Here is a 21141-nt window from a genome sequence, read left to right as displayed (position 1 = left end):
AATATTTAACAATTTGTTAATTGTTAAATATTATCGGTGCATATATATAATATATGAAATAATTGGAGGGAATTATAATGAATCATAAAAATACAGATGATAGCTTAGCGTTACATACTGACCTTTATCAAATTAATATGGCGGAAATATACTGGGAAGACAATATACATGATCGTAAAGCAGTATTTGAGGTATTCTTTCGAAAACTTCCATTTGGAAACGGGTACGCTGTTTTTGCTGGTTTAGAAAGAATCATAAATTACTTACAAAATTTCCGTTTTACTGAAAGTGATCTTGCCTATCTTCGCGATGAATTAGGATATCAAGATGATTTCTTAGCGTTTTTAAAAGGTATAAAGTTTACTGGAACAGTCCGCTCAATGAAAGAGGGTGAATTAGTTTTTGGGAATGAGCGCCTTTAGTAGAAGCCCAGCTTATTGAAACAGCTATTCTAAACATCGTAAATTACCAAACATTAATCGCAACAAAAGCTTCGCGAATGAAGCAAGTAGTAGGTGAACAAACTGCAATGGAATTTGGAACTCGCCGCGCTCATGAAATGGATGCAGCGATTTGGGGTACAAGGGCTGCGTATATTGGTGGATTTGAAGCTACATCTAATGTGCGTGCTGGAAAACTGTTTGGAATTCCTGTAGTTGGTACACATGCACACGCAATGGTTCAAGCATATCACGATGAATATACCGCTTTTCATAAATACGCTCGTAGACATAAGGATTGTGTATTTTTAGTAGATACTTACGATACATTAAAATCAGGGGTTCCAAATGCTATTAAAGTGGCCAAAGAACTTGGCGATCAAATTAATTTTAAAGGAATTCGATTAGATAGCGGAGATTTAGCTTATTTATCTAAAGAAGCGAGGAAAATGTTAGATGCAGTAGGATTTACAGAAACAAAAATTATTGCCTCTAATGATTTAGATGAAAAAACGATCACTCATTTAAAATCACAAGGAGCGAAAATTGATATTTGGGGAATTGGAACAAAATTAATCACAGCGTTTGATTCTCCTGCTTTAGGGGCCGTTTACAAGCTTGTTTCCATCGAAGATAAGAGCGGTGAAATGGTGGATACAATTAAAATCAGCTCCAATCCAGAAAAAGTAACTACTCCAGGTCTTAAGAAAGTATACCGCATTATTAATACGATAAACAAAAAATCAGAAGGAGATTACATCGCGTTAGAGATAGAAAATCCAGATGAAGAAGATAGGTTAAAAATGTTTCATCCAATGCATACTTTTATTAGTAAATTTGTAACGAACTTTGAGGCTAAAGAGCTTCATCACGATATTTTCATAGAAGGCAAATGTGTATATCAATCTCCATCCCTTCAAGAAGTCCAGCAATTCACAAAAAATAACTTAGATTTGCTTTGGGATGAATATAAACGTGGGTTAAATCCAGAAGAATATCCTTTAGACCTTAGTCAAAAGTGTTGGGACAACAAAATGAAGAATATTGAGAAAGTAAAACAAAAAGTTGCGGAGATGATTGAGAATGAAAATAAATGAAATCGATTTAACAAAAAGTATGGAATATCTTCAAGAGTTGAATCCAGAAAAAAATATAAGTGAACTGTTTAAAAAAGGACGTCGAATTGGAATATATGGTTCATCATTTGACCCAATCACAAATGTTCATTTGTGGACTGCTTCAACTGTAGCGCATCGTAAAAAACTAGATTACATTATCTTTTTACCTTCTACAAACATGCGTATTGATAAGAAAATACAAACGTCCGGCGATCACCGCGCTAAGATGATTAGTTTAGCCATACAAGATAACCCGAAGTTCATTCTAGACACTCATGAATTAAACGTATTACCAGGTAAACATTATACATACTATACAATGAAGCATTTTAGGACTATATTAAAAGAAGCGGAATTGTTCTTTATCATGGGTGCAGACCTTTTAGTAGATATCGCTAATGGAAAATGGAAGATGGATAAAGAATTGATAAGTGAGAATAATTTTATCGTTATGGCTCGCAATGGTATCGATATGCTTCAAACGATTAGTCGATCCGCTCTACTTCGCAATTATGACGATGGTAGGTTTCAATTAATCGATAAAGGATTAGCTATGGAAATTAGTTCTACATATATACGCGAAGAATTTTCTAAAGGCGGCGAACCGCGTTACCTTCTCCCGGATAGCTGCTACGATTACATTAAAGAAAAAGGTTTGTATCAATAATAGGGAATACATTTCATATAAAACGCTAAAAACTGAAAGGGAAGATTTTAAAATGACAAGTTTACAACAAAAAATCATGTCGGACTTAAATGTGTCAGCAGTAATTGATCCTATTCAAGAAGTTCGTAAAAGAATCGATTTTTTAAAGTCGTACGCACTTAAAACAGGAGCAAAAGGCTTCGTTTTAGGAATTAGCGGTGGTCAAGATTCAACTTTAGCTGGAAGACTCGCTCAGCTAGCGATAGAAGAATTGAGAACCGAAGGACATAATGTGAAATTCGTAGCAATTCGCTTACCTTACGGTGTTCAAAAAGATGAAGATGATGCACAAGCAGCGTTACAATTCATTCAAGCAGATGAAGAACTTGCATTTGATATTAAAACGACAGTTGACGCTTTTGCAGAGCAATATGAAAAAGATGCAAAAGAGCAACTTACAGATTTCAATAAAGGAAATGTGAAAGCTAGGGTTCGAATGATTTCACAATACGCAGTAGGTGGACAAAACGGCCTTCTTGTAATTGGTACAGACCACGCAGCAGAAGCTGTGACAGGTTTCTTTACGAAATACGGTGATGGTGGTGCTGACATTCTTCCATTGTCTGGATTAACAAAAAGACAAGGAAGAGAACTATTGAAGGCATTAGACGCTTCAGAAAGATTGTATTTAAAAGTTCCAACTGCAGATTTATTAGATAATAAACCACAACAAGCAGATGAAACCGAACTAGGAATTTCTTATGAAGAACTAGATGACTATTTAGAAGGTAAGCAAGTATCTAATGAAGTAGCAGAAGCAATCGAAAAGCGATATTTAGCTACAGAACATAAACGCCAACTCCCTACAACAATGTTTGATGATTGGTGGAAATAATATAAAGCAATGTTATGAAGTAAATATTACTGCTTAATTAACGATATAGATTAGTTCGATAACAAACCAAATAAAGAATGCACATATAGATACATCTAGTATGTGCATTCTTTATTTTTGTAAATGTAAATCTAAAAGCTGAAAATAGAAAGTAGGTATGAATAACAATTAAAAATGGAAAAATTTTAAAAATAAAGTGAAAGATCTTGGATTTAGCAGTGCTTTATTAAGTAAAATTAGTTCATAATACACAAAAAAAGCATGGGAATTTACCATGCTTTTTGAATAAAGCTATCTAGAACATTTACTAAAAAATTCATTTTTAACTATAGAATATCTTTTTTAGTTGATAATTCACCGCCAGATTTCCCTTTGGACTGAGAAGTATCTTTCGCACGAACAAAACTCGTAGTTGCTTCGTCAGTAGTAGGTCCAGCTGTGTTGAATCTCTCATCTCCAGTGCGATGAGAGTCGTTCGATTGATTTTTCATGGAGCACCTCCTAGTTAGAATAAGTGTAGTATGCCCATGTTAGAGGCTTTATTATATTTAATTTTCCGCTTATTATGCCATCTTTTATTTTATTGATTCATTGCTAAGTACATAAAGAACAAAAATTTTGAAAAACTTCTAGATTTAATAATTAAGCAAGGGCATGAGATTCAAATAGATGGCCGATTTATAAGTTACCTTGGAAAGAAATCCAAAGAAATTATATTAATCAATTTAAAAATATCTGTTTCATTATTTTTTCTTTAATTGTATTGATATAATATAAAAGTAGTTAATATATCATATTTTGTATAGACTACAATTTTAATATACATAAATTGTTTGGTAAACATATTTAATAAAGCTAAAACAAACTAAAGGGGATTTAACATCATGTCTAAAAAGACAAATCTAGGTACTTTATTATGTGTAGCAGGAACAACATTAATGTTAGCGTCACCAACAATAACTAAGGCGGAAACACCTACTGTAAATGTTCAAGGTAGTCAAATTATTGGAGTAGGAACTCACGGTATCTGGTCTACACCTTATGGTTTACCTGGTGCTAACTATGTTGGTTCTACAAGTCAATATTTAGGCAAAGAGATTGAATTTAATCAAAAGATTGATTTAAACGGAGTAACTTGGTATAAAATCAGTGTAGATGGAAAAGTTGTAGGTTGGGTAGATAGTAGAGCGTTTAGTCGTTTAACAAACATAGAGAAAGTAAATGAGAACGCTTATATGGGGTATAAAGCAACAGACGCTCATGGTGTTTGGTCTGCTCCTTATGGGGTTGACGGTGGAAAATACAATTTTCCAACTGATAAGTACGCTTATAAAGACATTAAAATTCTTGAAAAAGCAAGCCTAGGAAATACGACTTGGTGTAAAATCAGTGTAGACGGAAAAGTTGTAGGTTGGGTAGATAAAGCAGTAATTGACAAAGGTAATGTAAAACCTGCTAACTTAGATGTAACGATTGGGTATACACAAGGTAATGCTATTTGGTCTGCTCCTTACGGTACTAACTATGCTGAATACAGTGGTTCTACAAATCAATACGCTTATCAAAATGTACATGTATCAAAAACGTTAAAGGTAAATAACACTAACTGGTACTTCATAAGCAAAGACGGTAAAAACATCGGTTGGATTGATGGGAATAAATCTTTATCTTCTTTAGAGAATTTAAAAGATGAAAACTTCTCACAATCCATTGGAACTGATAGAGGTTCAGACGGCGTTTGGTCTGCTCCTTATGGTGAACCTGGTGCATACTGGATTGACTCTGTTAATAAGTATAACTACCAAAGAGTACAAGTTATTCAAAGTGGGACTAAAAACGGGACTAAATGGTATAAAATTAAACAAGGAAACAAAGTATTAGGTTGGGTAGACGCTAGAGTCATGATGCCGGAACTTAATTCCCAAGACGAAGATAAGGATGCTTATATTGGAACTGCTAATAGTTCAGACGGTGTTTGGAGTGTGCCTTACGGGTTATTTGGAGCATACTGGATTGATTCAGTAAGTAATTATACTTATAAACAAGTGAAAATTGTTGAAAGTGTAGTGAAAGATGGTACAAAATGGTATAGAGTTTTCTTAAACGGTAGACAACTAGGTTGGGTAGACGCTAAAACGATTACTACTGATGTTACTATCAAAAATGAAAATAAAACTGTTATGCTTGGTGACGTATACGGAAACGGTGTATGGTCTTTACCATACGGTCAAAACGGTGCTAGATGGGTTAATGGTGCAAGTGCTTATATGAACAAACCAATTCATGTAACTCGTAGTTTAGTTAGTGGTTCTACTACATGGTATAACTTTGAAGTAGACGGTAAAGAACAAGGTTGGGTTGATTCTAGAGCGGTATCTAACGCATCAAACATTAGAACAATGAACGAAACATTCCATGTTGGTAATGCAGGAAATCATGGGGTAGTTTCAAGACCTTGGGGTATGCAGAATGCTTCATACCTTCAACCTGCAAGTAACTTAGCTAATAAAAACTTAAATGTTCGTATGGCTTTAGACTTTAATGGGATAACATGGTATGGTTTTGATTATAACGGTCAAATGAACTGGGTTGACTCAAGAGCATTAGAAAAAGGTGCGGTTCAACAAAGTGGTTTAAGTGGTCTTGTAGCATCTTCTCAAACTGCACAACGTACAAATCAAATTGTAACTGTGATAGCTTCAGGAACAACTGCTAAAGTAACATTCTTAGAAAAAGAGAACGGTTTATGGAATGAAAAGCTATCTGCAAACGGTTTTGTTGGCTCTCAAGGGGTAGGACAAGCAAGTGAGTCTACAAGTAGAACTCCTAAAGGTTCTTATTCTCTAGGATTCGCATTCGGAACTTCCAACCCAGGAACTAACTTACCATTCCGTCAAATTACACCTAATTCTTATTGGATTAGTAACGTAAATGATGATCAATATAACACATGGCAAGAGCGTGGTAGTTCTTCTAGAAGCGATGAACACTTAATTGACTATCCTGTACAATATAAATACGGTATTGTAATCAACTATAATACAGAAAACATTCAAAAAGGTGCAGGTTCCGGTTTCTTCTTACATGTGGCTAATGGAAGACCAACAGCAGGTTGTATAGCTATTCCAGAAAATCAAATGTATGAATTAATGAAGCAAATCAAACAGGGTGCTTATATTATCAATGTAAATAATGAACAAGAGATTAAAAACTACTAATCTCACAGTCTAGCCAATGACTATAGAGGTATATTTAGACTTAGTGTTTATAGTATATATTAATTTAAGATCTAAATATAAAATTGAATAAACTGAGAATAGTGGATAAGCGAATCTTATCCACTATTTAAGCATAATTAAGGAGGGGAAAAATGCCATCTTATAGTCAATTTCAAGAGAACATAACACATACAGATTATGAAACTAAAATCATTTCATCTGGAAACAACTTTCCGAGTATTGATATATCTGAATCACGACTCCATTATCTACTTGTAATGATTCGCTCAGGCATAGACATACAGGATATAAAGAAAGAACTGAATTGGAATACAAAAGAGATAAATCAACATATCAATACATTATTGAAAGAAGGATTATTAAAAGAAATAAACGATACTTATTTTCCTGCTTGTATGGTTATAACAGCTCATGAAGGAAAGCAGTTATATAATCTATGCGAACCTCTAATTACACCTACACTTCAAATCATTGAAAAACACTCAAAACAAATCATTACTCTTTGCAAAAAAATTGATACATTTAAACAATTATCCATAGAAGCGTGTAGTCTCTTACTATATAGCGGTGTTTTATTAGATTTTGGACAAATCAATAATATAGAGAAAAATTACCTAAAAAGTGAGCGACCTCTTAGAAATAACAAAAGATATTACTATTCCATTCAAGAAAAAGAAAAAACAAACGAAGAAGCTTTTGGTATATACGGAAATCATTATTTAGACTTAGGAGAACTTCAAATCTGTCTCTATGGAAATAGAAGATATACAACAACTAACCTAATAACTGCTAATGAAGAGACGTTAGAAGAATATTTTCAACAGACCATCCTCGATGTTAATCAATTAAAAAAACAACTGGTACAAAAATTCGTTTCTTCTGACACACAAATAGATGTACCACTTCGTTCATTTTATGAAAGGGTAGGATTGTACAAGAACTCGAAGCCCATTATCCCAGTATTCCAAGCAGCTGACTTAATAGTACTAGATGAGATCGCTGACACAATTAGTGAAGATCTAATCACTTTGTTACAGGAAAATGAACATTTTCTGAAAGGATATTATTTATCAAGCTCATACGCTAAAGAAATAACTTATGAAGAATTCTTTATATGGTGGTATCACTTTTTCTATACAAAAGTAACTGAAGAATTAATTAAATGCAGCAAAATAAAAAATATTGCTCAAGAAAATCAAACATATATAGTTTTATGTTAACAAAGATGGGGACCTCAAAACGAATAATAGCTATGTATCTTAATACTTACGAAAAAAAGGAAAGGTAGGTCTTAATATATACAAGTTGTATTGTAGATTATATCAAAACACGTTTAAGTTGGTTTCCTGTTTTCTACCTTGGCGTGAACCTCAATTATTAACTGGAGAAAATAGCTTGAGTAAACTTCCAATTCACTTAAATAGGAACAATATTGATAGAGTGTTAATAGTGACAGACAAGGGTATTACGTCAATTGGATTATTAGATGAATTTCTTAAACAACTAAAAGAAGCAGGAGTAAAATATTTTATTTATGATAAAACCGTTCCAAACCCTACAATTTATAATATTGAAGATGCACTATCTCTTTACCACGAAAGTAAGTGTCAAGGTATCATTGCATTTGGTGGTGGATCACCGATTGATTGTGCAAAAGCGGTCGGGGCGCGTGTTGCTAGACCGAAAAAAAGTATTCCTGAAATGAAAGGGGTTTTAAAGGTCAGAAAAAAGATTCCACCCTTATTCGCGATCCCTACAACATCAGGTACAGGAAGTGAGGCTACAGTTGCTGCTGTTGTATCTAATAGTGAGACACATGAAAAGTATGCAATTAATGATCATGCACTCATCCCGAAGTTAGCCGTACTGGATCCGATGCTTACAGTTAATTTACCTCCCCATATAACATCAACTACTGGAATGGACGCTTTGACACATGCAGTTGAGGCATACATTGGAAAAAGTAATACAGAAGAAACAAAACAGAACAGTAGAGAGGCAGTTCAATTGATATTTAATAACCTTTATGAATCCTATATAAATGGTTCAAATATAAATGCACGCAAAAACATGCAGAAAGCGTCATATTTAGCTGGTGTAGCGTTTACCCGTGCATATATTGGATATGTTCATGCTATTGCACATACATTGGGAGGATTTTATTCCGTTCCTCATGGATTAGCTAACGCTATAATCTTGCCATATGTTTTAGAGTACTATGGTAAATCAGTACATAAACCTTTAGCTGAACTGACAGATTTAATTGGAATCAGTAATTCATCTGACACCGATGAACAAAAGTCAAAAAAATTTATAGATGCAATAAAGAAACTCAATGAAGACATGAATATACCCAAAAAGTTCAGCTGCATTCTTGATAAAGATATTCCTGTTATGGTAAACCGGGCTTTAAAAGAGGCGAACCCGCTCTATCCCGTTCCCAAAATTCTTTCAAAAGAAGACATGGTTCAGCTTTACCAAATGATAAAAGAATAAGAGTGTTACTCTTAAAATATTCTTATTTTACTTAAAAAGGTACCAAATTACCGTGGAATGTAAAGATTCCACGGTAATTTGTTTTATTAGTTAGAAAAGGAAGAAATGAAATAATTTATTTTGTTAGTAATCTTTTTTATTCCCAATAGACGGAACATAGGTTCTCTTATATGATAGAGAAGAAGTTGCACTGAATTTATATCTGTCGAAAGGGGATAATTCTAATGTGTAGAAAGAACAGAGGAAGGTCTAAATGTACAATGGAAAAGAGCGAAATGATTAAGTTATATTTAGATGGTTCTAGCACATCAGACATTGCCAATTTAGCGAACGTTACTTCTAGATACGTTCGCATGGTCCTAACAGATAATAATGTCGTAATGAGAGCGCGCGGCAGTTGGAAGCGTAAATATGATATCAATGAAGATTACTTTAAAACTTGGTCTAACAACATGGCATACATTTTAGGTTTTTTCATCGCTGACGGCGTAATAGTTAAAAACTATCATACAGTTAGCATTTCTCAAAAAGAAAAAGGGATTTTAGAAGATATTAAAAAAGAAATAAATTCAAACCAGCCGTTATGTATAAATAAAAATACTGGAGTGTATATGTTAAACCTGAATAGCAAAATCATGAAATATGACTTAATAGGTTTACACGGTGTTACTCCTTGTAAATCACACGATATACAATTCCCATATGTCCCGAAAGAATTCTTACATCATTTTATTAGAGGTTATTTTGATGGAGATGGTTATGTAAACTATCAAAAATATACTGTAAGCTTTGTAGGTGGTTCTCATAATTTTATGCAATCTTTAAGCGAAATCTTATACGAACAAAATTTTCAGCCGAATTTTATCAATAAAGACACACACTACCGAGTAATTTTAAGTGGTAGAAGAACTATTAAACTTTTTTCCGACTGGATTTATAAAGAAAAAGAATTATTTTTACAAAGAAAATACGAAGTGTTTCAACAAGAAACGCTAAATTTAGAACAATTACAAGACAGGAAGCTAAAAAGAACCCAAATTGCTGTTACTAAAAGAAAAAAAGATTTTCTTATTAAATATCAGCAAGACAATTCTATTGATAACTGCTGTGAAAGTATCGGAATCAAAAAAGCAGCATTTCACAGCTGGCTAAAAAAGGATTTAGAATTTAAAAAGAAATTTGAACAGCTAGCTGTGATACTCAACAAAAGTCAATAATTGCTAACTAAAACCAAAAAAGATTAGCATGTTGCAACTTGCTAATCTTTTTTTATAAATTACTTTATTACATCAGAACAGCAAACGTGCAAAAAAATTGGTATATTTGCATCGTAAGAGTAGGGAGATGAAACTAACTTATTTTTAGTTGATTTATTTTTTACAGTTAACATAATATAAATTATAGGCAGTTGTGAAACGGAAGGAGTTCCAGGTCTCTTAAATTAAGTAAACTATACATTTTGAGATGAAACAGAGATTTTTGAAACAATCCATACCATATTTACATACTGGCTTATAACATCATAATTTTAAATACAAACTAAAATCTCACACACAGCAATTCGTTACATACAGCGCCGTAGCAATTTTATAAGGAATCATTACAGTAATATATATTATATTGGATCGCACTGAGAATTTTATTTGTAAACTTTCTTTTTGCTTTATATTCAACATCAACATCTTATTTCCTAAATATATACAACAACTTGTGTACATAACAATTTTTCATAATTCGGCTCTATTCTGCTTTTCCCTTAATCAATTTTCGTTTTCTAGTTAACATAATACCTTTATAAAGGCAAAAGAAATTCTCCCTTGTTATTTTAGGGAGAATTTCTTAAAATGGCTTTTATTTTCTTAGATGCTTACTAATTTCCCTACCAAATTAGCTCGGTTTACTTATCTTCATTTTTTGCGCTGACGGCGGACAGGTTAAATTGTACTCATGAATCTTTTTATTAATCATTTCAACCATTGTAGCAACTTCTTCCTTTTCCATGCATGTATGCATTTTCTCCTTTAACGTATCAATTTCTTTCGAAAGCTCAATCCATCTCGGTAAAATATGATTATCCTTCATCGTCTTATATAGTTGTTTTTCTGGATTATAAGAGAGACTTTTATCCATTTGCAGTGGTTTTCCTTTTCCTACTAAGTCATCAAATACACCTTCTTTTTGCGAGCGTTTAATAATCGAACTAATATGATCTCCATACGTATATGACCATACTTTTTCATCTTTTACTAAAATCTCTTGTTTCTTTAATGCCTTATCTAAATCTTTTTCTCTATCTTTCATAAGTTAACTCCTCCCTTTTTATTATTTCATAGGTATTTTTAATTGTTGTAGGGATATTAATCCATCAGTAAACTGTTTATGCCACCACAATGCATCGTGACCACCAGGGAATTCAACGTAAGCAATTTGGTATTCTTTTTCTTTAAGTACTTGTGATAAGCTCCTATTCGCTTCTAACAAAGGCTTATTTTCTAGCTCCCCAGCACTCATATAAATCTGTAATGGTAACGTGCTGCTACTTTTAAATTGATTTTCAATCCAATGGTGTAATCCTGTGTAATTTTCTTTTTTCCAATGTACAGAACCAGACATTGATAAAACGTTTCCAAAGTGGTCAGGATATTGCAATGCTGCATAAAAAGCTGCTAATCCACCAAGACTGAATCCGCCAATTGTTGTATGATATGGATTTGTATTAACATGATATCTTTGCTGAATCCAAGGAAGTAGTTCTTTTGTTAAAAACATATTCATTTCTTCAGAAAATGTGAGTTCTGTAAATCGATCTACATGATCAATACCAATTAGGATACATGGTTGAATTTCATTTGTATGTATAAGATGATCTAACGTTGCCGCCGCTGATAACGACTGCAGCATAGATCTGCCATCAAACATAATAAGAAGGTTATAAGAAGATTGTTCAGGTGAGTAATTATGTGGAGTATAAATCCAAAGTTGTCGTTCATTCTTTAAAATAGAACTATAGAACTGATGTGTTTCCACTTTTCCTTTTGGAATATGAGTTTGCTGCTTTGTTTTGTCAATATGCGATGATAGGCCTACCTCTAAAAAAGACATTGGTTCTGCTTCATGCCCAAACATTTTAGAATTCAATGGATCCCGTTTATAATTTTCACTTCGTTTTACCCAATCTTGTTCAAAGTGATCATTGATTGAAAAGTAATACGTCGAAGCAAATTTTTCTTTTGTTCGAAACGTTTTATACCATATGTTTGTGTGTGAAAGCTTATTTATTTCATTTGCTGCTATATCCCAACCAGGAAAACTTCCAAATACATATGCATTTTCAGTTTGTTCATCACCTATCCAAATGTATGTTACAAGATAGTACTCATCATCAATTGGACAAGTCTCCACAATAGGTGTTTCTTGTTTTTTTATTCTCTCTAAAAACAAAGTAACAGCAGAAGGATTCCTTTCATTTAACTGCTTCGCCAAATCGTGCATAAGCGGACTCGTTAGTTTTTTCATTTTTGCCTCCTTTTCTCTTTCGAACTCTATATTTATTTCAGTAACAAGGCGCTTGTTTCCTCGCTATTTACTGTGGGTATAGTGTATATTTTGTGAACAAAATTTATATTTAGGACTATATAGAATAAATATTAGACTATACAAAGCTTTACAAACTAAAAAGGTGTTTTCACGTCTAGAAAACACCTTTTTTAACATAAATTTAGTTATCGGTAGTTCTTCTTGAACTTATTTTATTCTCTCAAATATATGAAAGTAATGCTCATAGTAGTTCTTTTCATCTTTCATTCCTTTTTCAACTGATAATTCTTTCCACGAGGACAAATCAATCGTTGGGAAGAAACGATCTCCTTCAAAAGGAGCGTGAATCTTGGTTATGTATAACTTTTTAGTGTAAGGAAGGAATTGCTGATAGATTTCTTCTCCCCCAAGAATAAAAACTTCTTCTCCTTCACATTTAGAAAGAGCGTCTTCAATTGAATAAGCTATATGACAGCCTTCTGCTTTATAGTCTTTATTTGTAGTTAGGACGATGTTTTTACGGCCATCTAGAGGCTTTCCTACTGATTCATAATTCTTTCTTCCTAGAATGATAGAATGTCCCATAGTAATTCGTCTCAAATATGCCAAATCATTCGGGAGTCTCCAAGGAAGATCGTTGTCTTTGCCAATTACATTATTTTCTGCTACAGCAACCATTGCGGATATTATCATGTTCTCATCTCCTTTACTCGACCTTACCAAAAGTCAAAGTGTACTAACCCAACATGCTTCTATATCATGTTCTTGAATTTTTTTCAGTAGTGTTTGTATAGCACGATCTGGCATCACTTTATATCTTTTTAAATTTTCTTCAGTAGGTACAATCCAATAAAACTCTAGATGAGATTCTCTAGATTTTGGAGGTGTTTCCACTTTTAATTGATCGCTATTCACTTTAAAGACATGGTTAATTTCATAGTGCAGTGTGTCCCCATCTCTCCACTGATTTTCAATTACGCCGAGAAATTTTTCAATTGAACAAGAAGCACCTATTTCTTCTTCCCATTCTCGTCTAAGTGCATTTTCGACCGATTCACCTAATTCAATATGTCCTCCTGGCAAAAAACAATGATGCCCTTTATAATGTGCTACCAAAAGCTTTCCATCTTTTATAAGTATTCCCCTTACAATGTGGTGGAATTGACTTTTCATATCGTTGTCCCCCTTATTTACTCATCAAATATTAAATTCTAATATGAGAAGTCAAATTCCTTTACTGAATGAATACAGATGTGTTTTATTGACTATTTGTTTTGCATTGTAAAAATACGGTAAATGAAATTTAAGTACGCGTTTTAGTGTAATTCAGTAATCCATAACTTATTTAAGCCATTCCTGCAACTGCTTAAATTGATTCTTCGCATCGTTATAGCCAAGTTCATATAAATGAACCAATCTTTCTGAATTACGTTCCAATCCACTTACAGGTAATTGAACACTCGGTTGTATAACAAAGAAATTCTCTTTTTGTTCTTCTGAATAAAGATGGGATATAGTATTGTTGTAGATTTCAGAATGCTGAACAAGACGTTCTGCCACATTAGGATACTGCCTATATAACCATTTCGCCATGAAAGCTATCTTGCTTGGCGCTTTTTTATATCCTGCTGGCTTTGTCATAATCACAACATTTTTTTGATTTCCATCAACTTGTGCTTTTTGAATCGGAATTGGATCAGTAATTCCTCCATCAAGTAGCCATTTATCTTCATACTCAACTGCTGGTGCAATAAATGGAACAGAGCTTGATGCACGGATAATTTTTAAAATATCATCTCCATGTTCATGCTTATTGTAATACACGGCTTCTCCTGTCTCGCAATCCGTTGTACCAATAACAAACTGTTCTGCTCCGTCTTGGAATGTTTGAAAGTCAAATGGTACAAGTTTATTCGGTACCTCATCAAATAGAAAATCCATACCAAACAATTCGCGTTTTCGTAAAAAATTTCGAAATGAAATGTAACGCGGGTCACTTACAAGTTCTGTGTTTACTTTCTTATTTCGTCCTTTTTGACGAGACAAATACGTAGCAGCCATACAAGCTCCTGCTGAAACACCTATTACATATGGAAAATACAAATTTTGTTCCATAAAAAATTCTAATACACCTGCTGTATAAAGTCCCTTCATTCCTCCGCCTTCTAAAACTAATCCGGTATTATTCATCTATTGTCCCTCTATCATAAGTTCATTTTGTATAAAAAGTTCTTACACAAATATATTAGCATAAGATATTATGATGAAGTATTAAATTTCTTCTTTGCAATTACAATTTAATTCTTATATCGAAAAGTAAGAATCTGCTTTTTCATTACATGTTACAATAAAAGAGATTCATTCTATTTCTATACATAGAGGAGGAATTCATAATGGGTTTATTTAGTGGTTTTTTAGGAAATGCATCTGATGCAGATATAAGTGGTGTAGAACGTGATTTACAAGCAATTATGCTTGATGATGAGCAAGTAGAACACGCTTATAAGTTAATTCGTGATTTAATCGTATTTACAAATCGCCGTATGATTTTAGTAGATAAACAAGGTATGACTGGTAAAAAGACGGAATATCATTCGATTCCCTATAAAAGTATTACACAATTTAGCATCGAAACAGCTGGGCATTTTGATTTAGATGCTGAATTAAAAATTTGGATATCTGGTATGCATACACCAATTACGAAAGAATTTAGAAAAGACGATAGTATTTATAGCATTCAAAAAGCGCTTGTGATGTATACAACAAAATAACAATTTTGTATTTTTATACGAAATCAAAAGTATAAACCCCGTTATTTTTGGAACAACATACAAAATTATTGATTAAAAATACAAAAACAGACTTTTCTACGATAGTCTGTTTTTGTATACAATAATCTTTATCTATTCCCTACCGTGAAATAAAGAATTTATTTAAACTTCAATGATTATAGGAAGAATCATTGGTTTTCTTTTTGTCTGTTCGTATAAAAAACGCCCAAGCGCTTCTCTTATATGTTTTTTTAGAACATTCCAATTGATAATATTTGTCCTTTGTATATTATTAACTGTTGTTGTAACTAATTGATTAATACCCTTTAAAAAGTCTTCCGAATCACGAACATACACAAATCCTCGCGAAATGATGTCCGGATCAGAAATCATTTTCCCCTCTGCTTTACTTAGAGTTACGACTATAACAAGCATACCATCCTCAGAAAGCTGTTTGCGGTCACGTAAAATAATATTTCCAACATCTCCGATACCTAATCCATCTACATATACATTTCCTGCAGGTATTCGTCTAGTTTGATAAGCCGCCTGATTTCTTATATCAACAACATCACCATTATTCATAACAAAAATATTGTCTTTCTTCACACCAACGGATTCTGCTAAAAGGCGATGATGATGTAACATTCTAAATTCTCCATGAATCGGAATGAAATATTTTGGCTTCATTAAAGTAAGCATTAGTTTTAATTCTTCTTGATAAGCATGTCCAGAAACGTGCATCCCTGTTGAACTTCCTGATCCATAAATCACATTAGCTCCTAATAAAAATAAGTTGTCTACAATACGTGATACATTTCGTTCATTCCCTGGTATGGGAGTCGCAGCGATAATAACAGTATCTTCAGGCAGAATATCTACCTGTCTATAGCTGCCACTAGCTAAACGAGCTAAAACAGCCATCGGTTCACCTTGGCTACCGGTACAAAGAATAGCTACTTTTTCTGGCTCCATTTGATTAATTTCATGTGCTTCAATTAACATTCCCTCTGGAATATTCAAATATCCTTGTTCTAAGGCGACAGATACTACAGTTACCATACTCCTTCCGAGCAAAGCGAGTTTTCGATTTGTTTTAATGGCAGCGTCTACTACTTGCTGAACGCGATTAACATTAGAAGCAAAGGTTGAAATAATTACTTTTCTATGTGCTTTAAAAAATGCCTCTTCAATATGGTCACCGACTAATCGTTCTGATGGTGTAAAGCCAGACCGTTCTGCATTTGTACTCTCAGAGAGTAAAGCTAAGACACCGCTTTCTCCAATCTTAGCCATTTTATGAATATCAGGATATTGATTATTGATTGGAGTTAGGTCAAACTTGAAATCTCCTGTGTGTACCACAGTGCCTTCTGGCGTATGAAAAGCAATGCCAAGACAATCTGGAATGCTGTGATTCGTTTTGAAAAAAGTAAGACTTATTTGTCCAAGTTCAATTAACGATTCAGAATCAATCACAAATAGATCTGTTTCATTTTGCAGTCCATGTTCTTTTAATTTAACTTCAATTAAGCCTAGCGTTAAACGTGTTGCATAAATTGGCACATTCAATTGTTTTAATAAATATGGAATACCGCCAATATGATCTTCATGCCCATGCGTTACGACTAGCGCTCGAATCTTATCTTTATTTTCCTGCAAGTATGTAATATCTGGGATGATTAAATCAATTCCTAATAAACTTTCATCAGGGAACTTGGAACCGCAATCAATAATGACTATATCGTCTGTATATTGTATTACATACATATTTTTCCCTATTTCATTTACACCGCCTAAAGCAAAGATAGATAATGTATTTTCTGCCATATCCAAGATCAAAATCCTCCTTTTAACCATTTAAGTGTATATGAAGAAATATGAAGTTCTTATTTATGATTAACCTATCTAAGTACATGTTATTCTATTTTGTAGTGTTCTTTTTTGATATGGTGAGACCTAAATATACATCTAAATTAAAATCTTGCTATAGCATCTTACATATTTTCTAGAAAAGATAACATACTATGTATATGCTATTACATTAGTGGCTCAAATAATTGTTCATTCAATGACAGATAATACATTTGTCTATCTGTCAAACTCTTTCATACGCTTTTTATTTTTTTAAAACTTAGTGTTTGGAGGTATAAAAATGAGTTTTCCACATTCTAACAAAGAAAAGAGTAACAACTCAAAAAACTTAAAGTCTGAGACTACAACAACTGGACTTCAACCAGTAGAACAAGCCATGAATGGATTGTATGGAATGCCTGAAACTGATATAGAAGACAAAGAACACTCCAAAACGAAAATTTCAAAATAAAAGTAGTATTTAGATACTACTTTTAATAACAATACCTGTTTTAAAATTTTTCTTAACTCTAGGATTTTATTCATCACCTCAATAGAATGCAGTCGGTAACTTTTGAAAGGAACGAGACCCTTCCTTTAACCTGGCTAACAAAATCCTTTTCGTATACATAAGTAGCTAATTTGGGGATTACTTTAATAAAATATACAAAATTAAAAGTTAATTAAACACTTTCGATATTAAAAAGGCAAGCATCAAAAGGTGCTTGCCCTATCTTCTAACGACGATGTTCCACAAGATCAATTACACCTAAAACAACGTGAGCTAAACCAAATCCAAATACTGTATTTGCAATCATCTTATTAGACCCACGAGTTTGCTTAAGAGCATAACCCGCAGCTGTAACTGCTGTACCTAGTGTAGTTGGAATTAATCCTTCACGAATATTCATAGTAACGTCCTCCTAGTATCGCAGTTAGTAATTATGATTTAATACTTTGAAATTAAAGTATTAAATCAAGTATTAGTATTTACCTATTTTGTGGAAAATATGTGGAGATATTTTAAATAGCCCTACTTAATTATGATACAGGGTAACTAAAAATGTTAATGCGTAAGTTGTTTTAATACATTTATATGTTCCCTATCTTTATCTAAAATATCATGTATTAACTTATGACTTTCTGAATCAAAATCACCTTTTACTCCTCCTGATATAAATATCATTTGGGTTTAATCAATTCGGATTAGGTTAATACTAACTTTTGTTTAAATATATGAGAAATGGAGCTGGATTAAAATGGAATTTGAAGGTAGAAACTCTACAGAATCTGCACTTCATCATTATAAGTATGGCTTGGGTTTATTTACTGAGAAGATGCCTAAGCTAGCTGAACAATTTAATTCTTTTACAGAGGAATGCTTTAAAGAAGGCACCTTATCCAAAAAGCAAAAACACCTAATTGCATTAGGTATTAGCCTTTATTCTCAGGATGAATATTGTATCATTTATCACATTAAAGGATGTCTAGATCAAGGAGCTTCGGAACAGGAGATCTTTGAGGCAGTGGGAGTGACAGCTGCATTTGGTGGTGGAGCTACTATGAGTCAGGCAGTTACTCTTGTACAAGAATGTATGCAAGAGTTAAAGCAGTAATAAGAATATCATCATGGATTAAGGGATATATTTCTTGAGTTTATATGTTACTATTCTTACACAATAAAAACAAAAACCTTGAGTGTGCTAATTATACTCAAGGTTTTTGTTTTCTCTGTTAGGAATATCAGGTGCGATCTTTTGTGGTTTAGATTATGTGTTGTGAAAATAAATTCTTTTTGCAATAAAACCATAAGAAAAACAATGCGAATAATTAAAATTAGAAAAAAAGGATAGTACTCTAAGATACTAGAGAAAATTATTTTCGAGAAACATATTACGTTGACAGGGGACTGATTAAATTGCGTCCAAATTGTGTATAAACGTACAATTTTCTTTTTTGATATGGTGCCTCCTATAACAAGGTTAAAGCGTTTATAAAAAATGATCCTTTATTTCAAAGTTACAATTTGCATAGAGATTCAATAAAAAGCAAATAATTTTAATTACATTGAACAAGTCATTTTTGCAACATGAATATTGACTTTTGAAAGTTTGATTAAGGAGTGAATACTTATAAATATAAATCGAAAAGAAAAATGGAGTTTATGGGCTCTTTCATCTGTACCATTAGTTATGACACTTGGAAACTCCATGTTAATTCCAGTCCTTCCATTAATCGAAAAAAATTTGAAAATTACTGACCTCCAAGTCTCTCTTATTATTACCATTTATTCTATTGTCGCTATTATTTTGATTCCTGTAGCTGGATATTTATCAGATAAATGGGGAAGAAAAAAAGTAATTATTCCTAGCTTATTTATAGCAGCTATTGGGGGAGCTGTTACTGGTTGGGTATCATGGAAGTTAGACAATCCTTATACGTGGATTCTAATTGGAAGAGTCATTCAAGGGATTGGCTCAGCTGGTGCAATGCCTGTGGTTATTCCTTGTGTAGGTGATATGTTTCAAGATGAAGAACAAGTCAGTTCTGGTCTAGGCCTTGTAGAAACATCCAATACACTAGGGAAAGTTTTAAGCCCGATTTTAGGTTCTTTATTAGCTTCATTTGTCTGGTTCTTGCCTTTTTGGTTTATCCCTATTTTGTGCATTATTTCAATTGTTTTAATTATTTTTCTTGTTAAACCACCGAAACCCACTAAAGAAGTGCCTCCATTAAAAGTCTTCCTGCAAAATGTAAAAAGTATCTTAATGGAAAAAGGGCGTTGGCTTCTTCCTATTTTCTTGCTAGGTGGAATCATCATGTTTATTTTATTCGGTATTCTTTTTTATTTATCCTCAATTTTAGAAAAACGTTATCACTTAGAAGGCGTTTGGAAAGGTCTTGTACTAGCAATGCCCCTAGCTTCGCTCTCCCTTACTTCTTATATAACCGGAAAGAAGATTGGAGATAAAAAAAGTGTGATGAAATGGTGTATATGTGCTGGGTTTGTCATATTAGGAATAACATTAATAATCCCGATATTCTTTAAAAATATTTATATTATTATAATTAGTCTTGTGATAAGTGGAATTGGGGTCGGAGTGGCTCTTCCAAGCCTAGATGCTTTAGTGACAGAAGGTGTAGAAAAGGAACAAAGGGGATCTATTACATCACTTTATAGTTCTATGCGTTTTGTAGGTGTAGCAGCTGGTCCGCCTTTATTTGCTATGTTAATGAAAGGACCAGATAATTATATCTTTTACCTTTCTATCTTTTTTGCTCTTTTAGGAGCTATATTGGCTTTTACGTTTATTAAACCGGAACATAATTAAATCAACAAGGCTCCGTTTCATAGCGGAACCTTGTTGATCAATAACCACTTTATTCATGAAATTCTTTTAAACAGACCAATGTGCCGGACGAGAAATCAAACGAGGTAATTTTGTACGAGCATCTCCTTTCGCCGAATTTATCTGCACTTGAGTAAGAAAGATACTCTCTGTAAGATCTGCTCCACTAAGATCTGCATCTCGTAAATCTGCACCAATTAAGTCAGCTGCTCGCAAATCTGCACCGCGAAGGTTAGCTGCAATCATATATGCTCCTCTTAAGTTAGCACCTCTAAGATCCGCGCCTTTAAGATTGGCACCCATAAGAATAGCGCTTCGATGGTTAATTCTCTTTCTTTTTTTGCTCCCTTTGCTCTGACGACTTGATTCTATCCACACGAGTTCGCTTGTCTTTAAAAGTAAATCATTTACATTCGCTCGGTGTGATGGAATGTCTAGTTCTAAAAGTAAATCGGGACTAAGTTGCGAAAGTCGTTCTGTTTCATCAAGTGAGCGTCTAATCTCTCCGTGAATTGGCCGAGTGGCTTTCAACGTCAATGCTTCCGTCAAATACGAGAGCATCTCATGGAGTTGCTGCATAACCGGGAACACATTGAACATTTTCTTCGCCATTTCTTGGCTGTCTTTCCAATCAACGCCCCCAAAGGTCACTTGCGAAACTTTTTGGCCTGCACCAAAGCATTCAAAAACAGTACATCCCAGGCGTGTTGATTATCCAGTAAAAACCAAAAATAAATACAAAAAAGAACACCTTTCTTGTAGAATGTAAGTGCGACCCAACAAACTCAAGAAGAG

At 33.4% G+C, this 21141-nt stretch carries 18 protein-coding genes and 2 pseudogenes; 11 read left to right on the top strand and 9 right to left on the bottom strand.

Going from position 1 to position 21141, the window contains the following annotated elements; all coding sequences use genetic code 11:
* Positions 1 to 77 precede the first annotated feature (77 nt).
* The 3 genes and pseudogenes from Q9306_RS08810 to nadE all read left to right on the top strand — a co-directional run bounded on the left by Q9306_RS08810 (position 78) and on the right by nadE (position 3099).
* A pseudogene (locus Q9306_RS08810) lies at positions 78 to 1537 on the top strand (nicotinate phosphoribosyltransferase).
* A complete protein-coding gene (gene nadD / locus Q9306_RS08805; RefSeq protein ID WP_306197360.1) occupies positions 1524 to 2225 on the top strand; it encodes a nicotinate (nicotinamide) nucleotide adenylyltransferase in 702 nt (233 codons plus the stop codon). Before Q9306_RS08810 ends, nadD begins: the two are co-directional and overlap by 14 nt.
* Before the next feature lie 52 nt (positions 2226 to 2277).
* Entirely contained in the window at positions 2278 to 3099 is an 822-nt protein-coding gene (gene nadE / locus Q9306_RS08800; RefSeq protein ID WP_306197357.1) for an NAD(+) synthase, read from the top strand.
* A gap of 326 nt (positions 3100 to 3425) precedes the next feature.
* Here the strand turns inward: nadE and Q9306_RS08795 are convergent, their stop codons facing one another.
* Entirely contained in the window at positions 3426 to 3590 is a 165-nt protein-coding gene (locus Q9306_RS08795) for a hypothetical protein (protein ID WP_306197355.1), read from the bottom strand.
* A gap of 393 nt (positions 3591 to 3983) precedes the next feature.
* Between Q9306_RS08795 and Q9306_RS08790 the strand changes: the two genes are divergently transcribed.
* The 4 genes from Q9306_RS08790 to Q9306_RS08775 all read left to right on the top strand — a co-directional run bounded on the left by Q9306_RS08790 (position 3984) and on the right by Q9306_RS08775 (position 10051).
* Positions 3984 to 6317, top strand: coding sequence for a GW domain-containing glycosaminoglycan-binding protein (locus tag Q9306_RS08790; RefSeq protein WP_306197353.1), 2334 nt, complete (start codon positions 3984 to 3986; stop codon positions 6315 to 6317).
* Between the two features lie 152 nt (positions 6318 to 6469).
* Entirely contained in the window at positions 6470 to 7558 is a 1089-nt protein-coding gene (locus tag Q9306_RS08785) for a hypothetical protein (RefSeq protein WP_306197351.1), read from the top strand.
* A 76-nt stretch (positions 7559 to 7634) separates the two neighbouring features.
* Positions 7635 to 8834, top strand: coding sequence for an iron-containing alcohol dehydrogenase (locus tag Q9306_RS08780; protein ID WP_306197553.1), 1200 nt, complete (start codon positions 7635 to 7637; stop codon positions 8832 to 8834).
* Positions 8835 to 9058: 224 nt separating this feature from the next.
* Entirely contained in the window at positions 9059 to 10051 is a 993-nt protein-coding gene (locus tag Q9306_RS08775; protein WP_306197349.1) for an LAGLIDADG family homing endonuclease, read from the top strand.
* 670 nt (positions 10052 to 10721) lie between these two features.
* Here Q9306_RS08775 and Q9306_RS08770 read toward each other — a convergent pair.
* From Q9306_RS08770 to Q9306_RS08750, 5 genes are all read right to left on the bottom strand, one after another.
* Complete coding sequence (locus tag Q9306_RS08770) at positions 10722 to 11135, bottom strand: DnaJ family domain-containing protein (RefSeq protein ID WP_306197347.1); 414 nt, start codon at positions 11133 to 11135, stop codon at positions 10722 to 10724.
* 21 nt (positions 11136 to 11156) lie between these two features.
* A complete protein-coding gene (locus tag Q9306_RS08765; RefSeq protein ID WP_306197345.1) occupies positions 11157 to 12350 on the bottom strand; it encodes an alpha/beta hydrolase in 1194 nt (397 codons plus the stop codon).
* A 228-nt stretch (positions 12351 to 12578) separates the two neighbouring features.
* Positions 12579 to 13064, bottom strand: coding sequence for a dihydrofolate reductase (locus Q9306_RS08760; RefSeq protein ID WP_306197343.1), 486 nt, complete (start codon positions 13062 to 13064; stop codon positions 12579 to 12581).
* Positions 13065 to 13097: 33 nt separating this feature from the next.
* Positions 13098 to 13544: an NUDIX domain-containing protein gene (locus tag Q9306_RS08755; RefSeq protein ID WP_306197341.1), complete on the bottom strand. Its 447-nt coding sequence runs from the start codon at positions 13542 to 13544 to the stop codon at positions 13098 to 13100.
* Positions 13545 to 13712: 168 nt separating this feature from the next.
* Positions 13713 to 14561: a patatin-like phospholipase family protein gene (locus tag Q9306_RS08750; protein ID WP_306197340.1), complete on the bottom strand. Its 849-nt coding sequence runs from the start codon at positions 14559 to 14561 to the stop codon at positions 13713 to 13715.
* 203 nt (positions 14562 to 14764) lie between these two features.
* On the opposite strand from Q9306_RS08750, the gene Q9306_RS08745 reads away from it, so the two are divergent.
* Entirely contained in the window at positions 14765 to 15142 is a 378-nt protein-coding gene (locus Q9306_RS08745) for a PH domain-containing protein (protein ID WP_306197338.1), read from the top strand.
* A 162-nt stretch (positions 15143 to 15304) separates the two neighbouring features.
* Here the strand turns inward: Q9306_RS08745 and Q9306_RS08740 are convergent, their stop codons facing one another.
* Entirely contained in the window at positions 15305 to 16972 is a 1668-nt protein-coding gene (locus tag Q9306_RS08740) for a ribonuclease J (RefSeq protein ID WP_371932365.1), read from the bottom strand.
* Positions 16973 to 17297: 325 nt separating this feature from the next.
* On the opposite strand from Q9306_RS08740, the gene Q9306_RS08735 reads away from it, so the two are divergent.
* Positions 17298 to 17468, top strand: a complete 171-nt coding sequence (locus Q9306_RS08735; RefSeq protein WP_020060370.1) for a DUF4021 family protein — start codon at positions 17298 to 17300, stop codon at positions 17466 to 17468.
* Between the two features lie 265 nt (positions 17469 to 17733).
* Here Q9306_RS08735 and Q9306_RS08730 read toward each other — a convergent pair whose 3' ends face one another.
* The gene (locus tag Q9306_RS08730; protein WP_001025956.1) at positions 17734 to 17907 is read right to left on the bottom strand and encodes a hypothetical protein; all 174 of its coding nucleotides are present in this window, start codon (positions 17905 to 17907) and stop codon (positions 17734 to 17736) included.
* 348 nt (positions 17908 to 18255) lie between these two features.
* Here Q9306_RS08730 and Q9306_RS08725 point away from each other — a divergent pair, with 348 nt between their 5' ends.
* Positions 18256 to 18612 carry a carboxymuconolactone decarboxylase family protein gene (locus Q9306_RS08725; protein WP_020060369.1) on the top strand — a complete coding sequence of 119 codons (357 nt, stop codon included), beginning with the start codon at positions 18256 to 18258 and terminating at the stop codon, positions 18610 to 18612.
* A 522-nt stretch (positions 18613 to 19134) separates the two neighbouring features.
* Positions 19135 to 20328 (top strand): bacillibactin exporter BcbE, encoded by a 1194-nt coding sequence (gene bcbE, locus Q9306_RS08720; protein WP_306197551.1) that lies wholly within the window; start codon positions 19135 to 19137, stop codon positions 20326 to 20328.
* Between the two features lie 66 nt (positions 20329 to 20394).
* On the opposite strand, the pseudogene Q9306_RS08715 reads toward bcbE, so the two are convergent.
* Positions 20395 to 21045: pseudogene (locus tag Q9306_RS08715) on the bottom strand (pentapeptide repeat-containing protein); the annotation flags it as partial.
* Positions 21046 to 21141: the final 96 nt, after the last annotated feature.

This window comes from Bacillus multifaciens (assembly GCF_030756675.1).
GTDB lineage: Bacteria > Bacillota > Bacilli > Bacillales > Bacillaceae_G > Bacillus_A > Bacillus_A multifaciens.
This window is presented reverse-complemented; position numbering and strand designations above follow the sequence as displayed.

Bases quoted from the DNA above. Each gene is read 5' to 3' on its own strand.
- Q9306_RS08795 (WP_306197355.1), bottom strand. From the start codon at position 3,590: ATGAAAAATCAATCGAACGACTCTCATCGCACTGGAGATGAGAGATTC.
- Q9306_RS08760 (WP_306197343.1), bottom strand. From the start codon at position 13,064: ATGATAATATCCGCAATGGTTGCTGTAGCAGAAAATAATGTAATTGGC.
- Q9306_RS08765 (WP_306197345.1), bottom strand. From the start codon at position 12,350: ATGAAAAAACTAACGAGTCCGCTTATGCACGATTTGGCGAAGCAGTTA.
- Q9306_RS08745 (WP_306197338.1), top strand. From the start codon at position 14,765: ATGGGTTTATTTAGTGGTTTTTTAGGAAATGCATCTGATGCAGATATA.
- Q9306_RS08730 (WP_001025956.1), bottom strand. From the start codon at position 17,907: ATGAATATTCGTGAAGGATTAATTCCAACTACACTAGGTACAGCAGTT.
- Q9306_RS08740 (WP_371932365.1), bottom strand. From the start codon at position 16,972: ATGGCAGAAAATACATTATCTATCTTTGCTTTAGGCGGTGTAAATGAA.
- Q9306_RS08770 (WP_306197347.1), bottom strand. From the start codon at position 11,135: ATGAAAGATAGAGAAAAAGATTTAGATAAGGCATTAAAGAAACAAGAG.
- nadD (WP_306197360.1), top strand. From the start codon at position 1,524: ATGAAAATAAATGAAATCGATTTAACAAAAAGTATGGAATATCTTCAA.
- Q9306_RS08725 (WP_020060369.1), top strand. From the start codon at position 18,256: ATGGAATTTGAAGGTAGAAACTCTACAGAATCTGCACTTCATCATTAT.
- nadE (WP_306197357.1), top strand. From the start codon at position 2,278: ATGACAAGTTTACAACAAAAAATCATGTCGGACTTAAATGTGTCAGCA.
- Q9306_RS08750 (WP_306197340.1), bottom strand. From the start codon at position 14,561: ATGAATAATACCGGATTAGTTTTAGAAGGCGGAGGAATGAAGGGACTT.
- Q9306_RS08755 (WP_306197341.1), bottom strand. From the start codon at position 13,544: ATGAAAAGTCAATTCCACCACATTGTAAGGGGAATACTTATAAAAGAT.
- Q9306_RS08735 (WP_020060370.1), top strand. From the start codon at position 17,298: ATGAGTTTTCCACATTCTAACAAAGAAAAGAGTAACAACTCAAAAAAC.
- Q9306_RS08775 (WP_306197349.1), top strand. From the start codon at position 9,059: ATGTGTAGAAAGAACAGAGGAAGGTCTAAATGTACAATGGAAAAGAGC.
- Q9306_RS08790 (WP_306197353.1), top strand. From the start codon at position 3,984: ATGTCTAAAAAGACAAATCTAGGTACTTTATTATGTGTAGCAGGAACA.
- Q9306_RS08785 (WP_306197351.1), top strand. From the start codon at position 6,470: ATGCCATCTTATAGTCAATTTCAAGAGAACATAACACATACAGATTAT.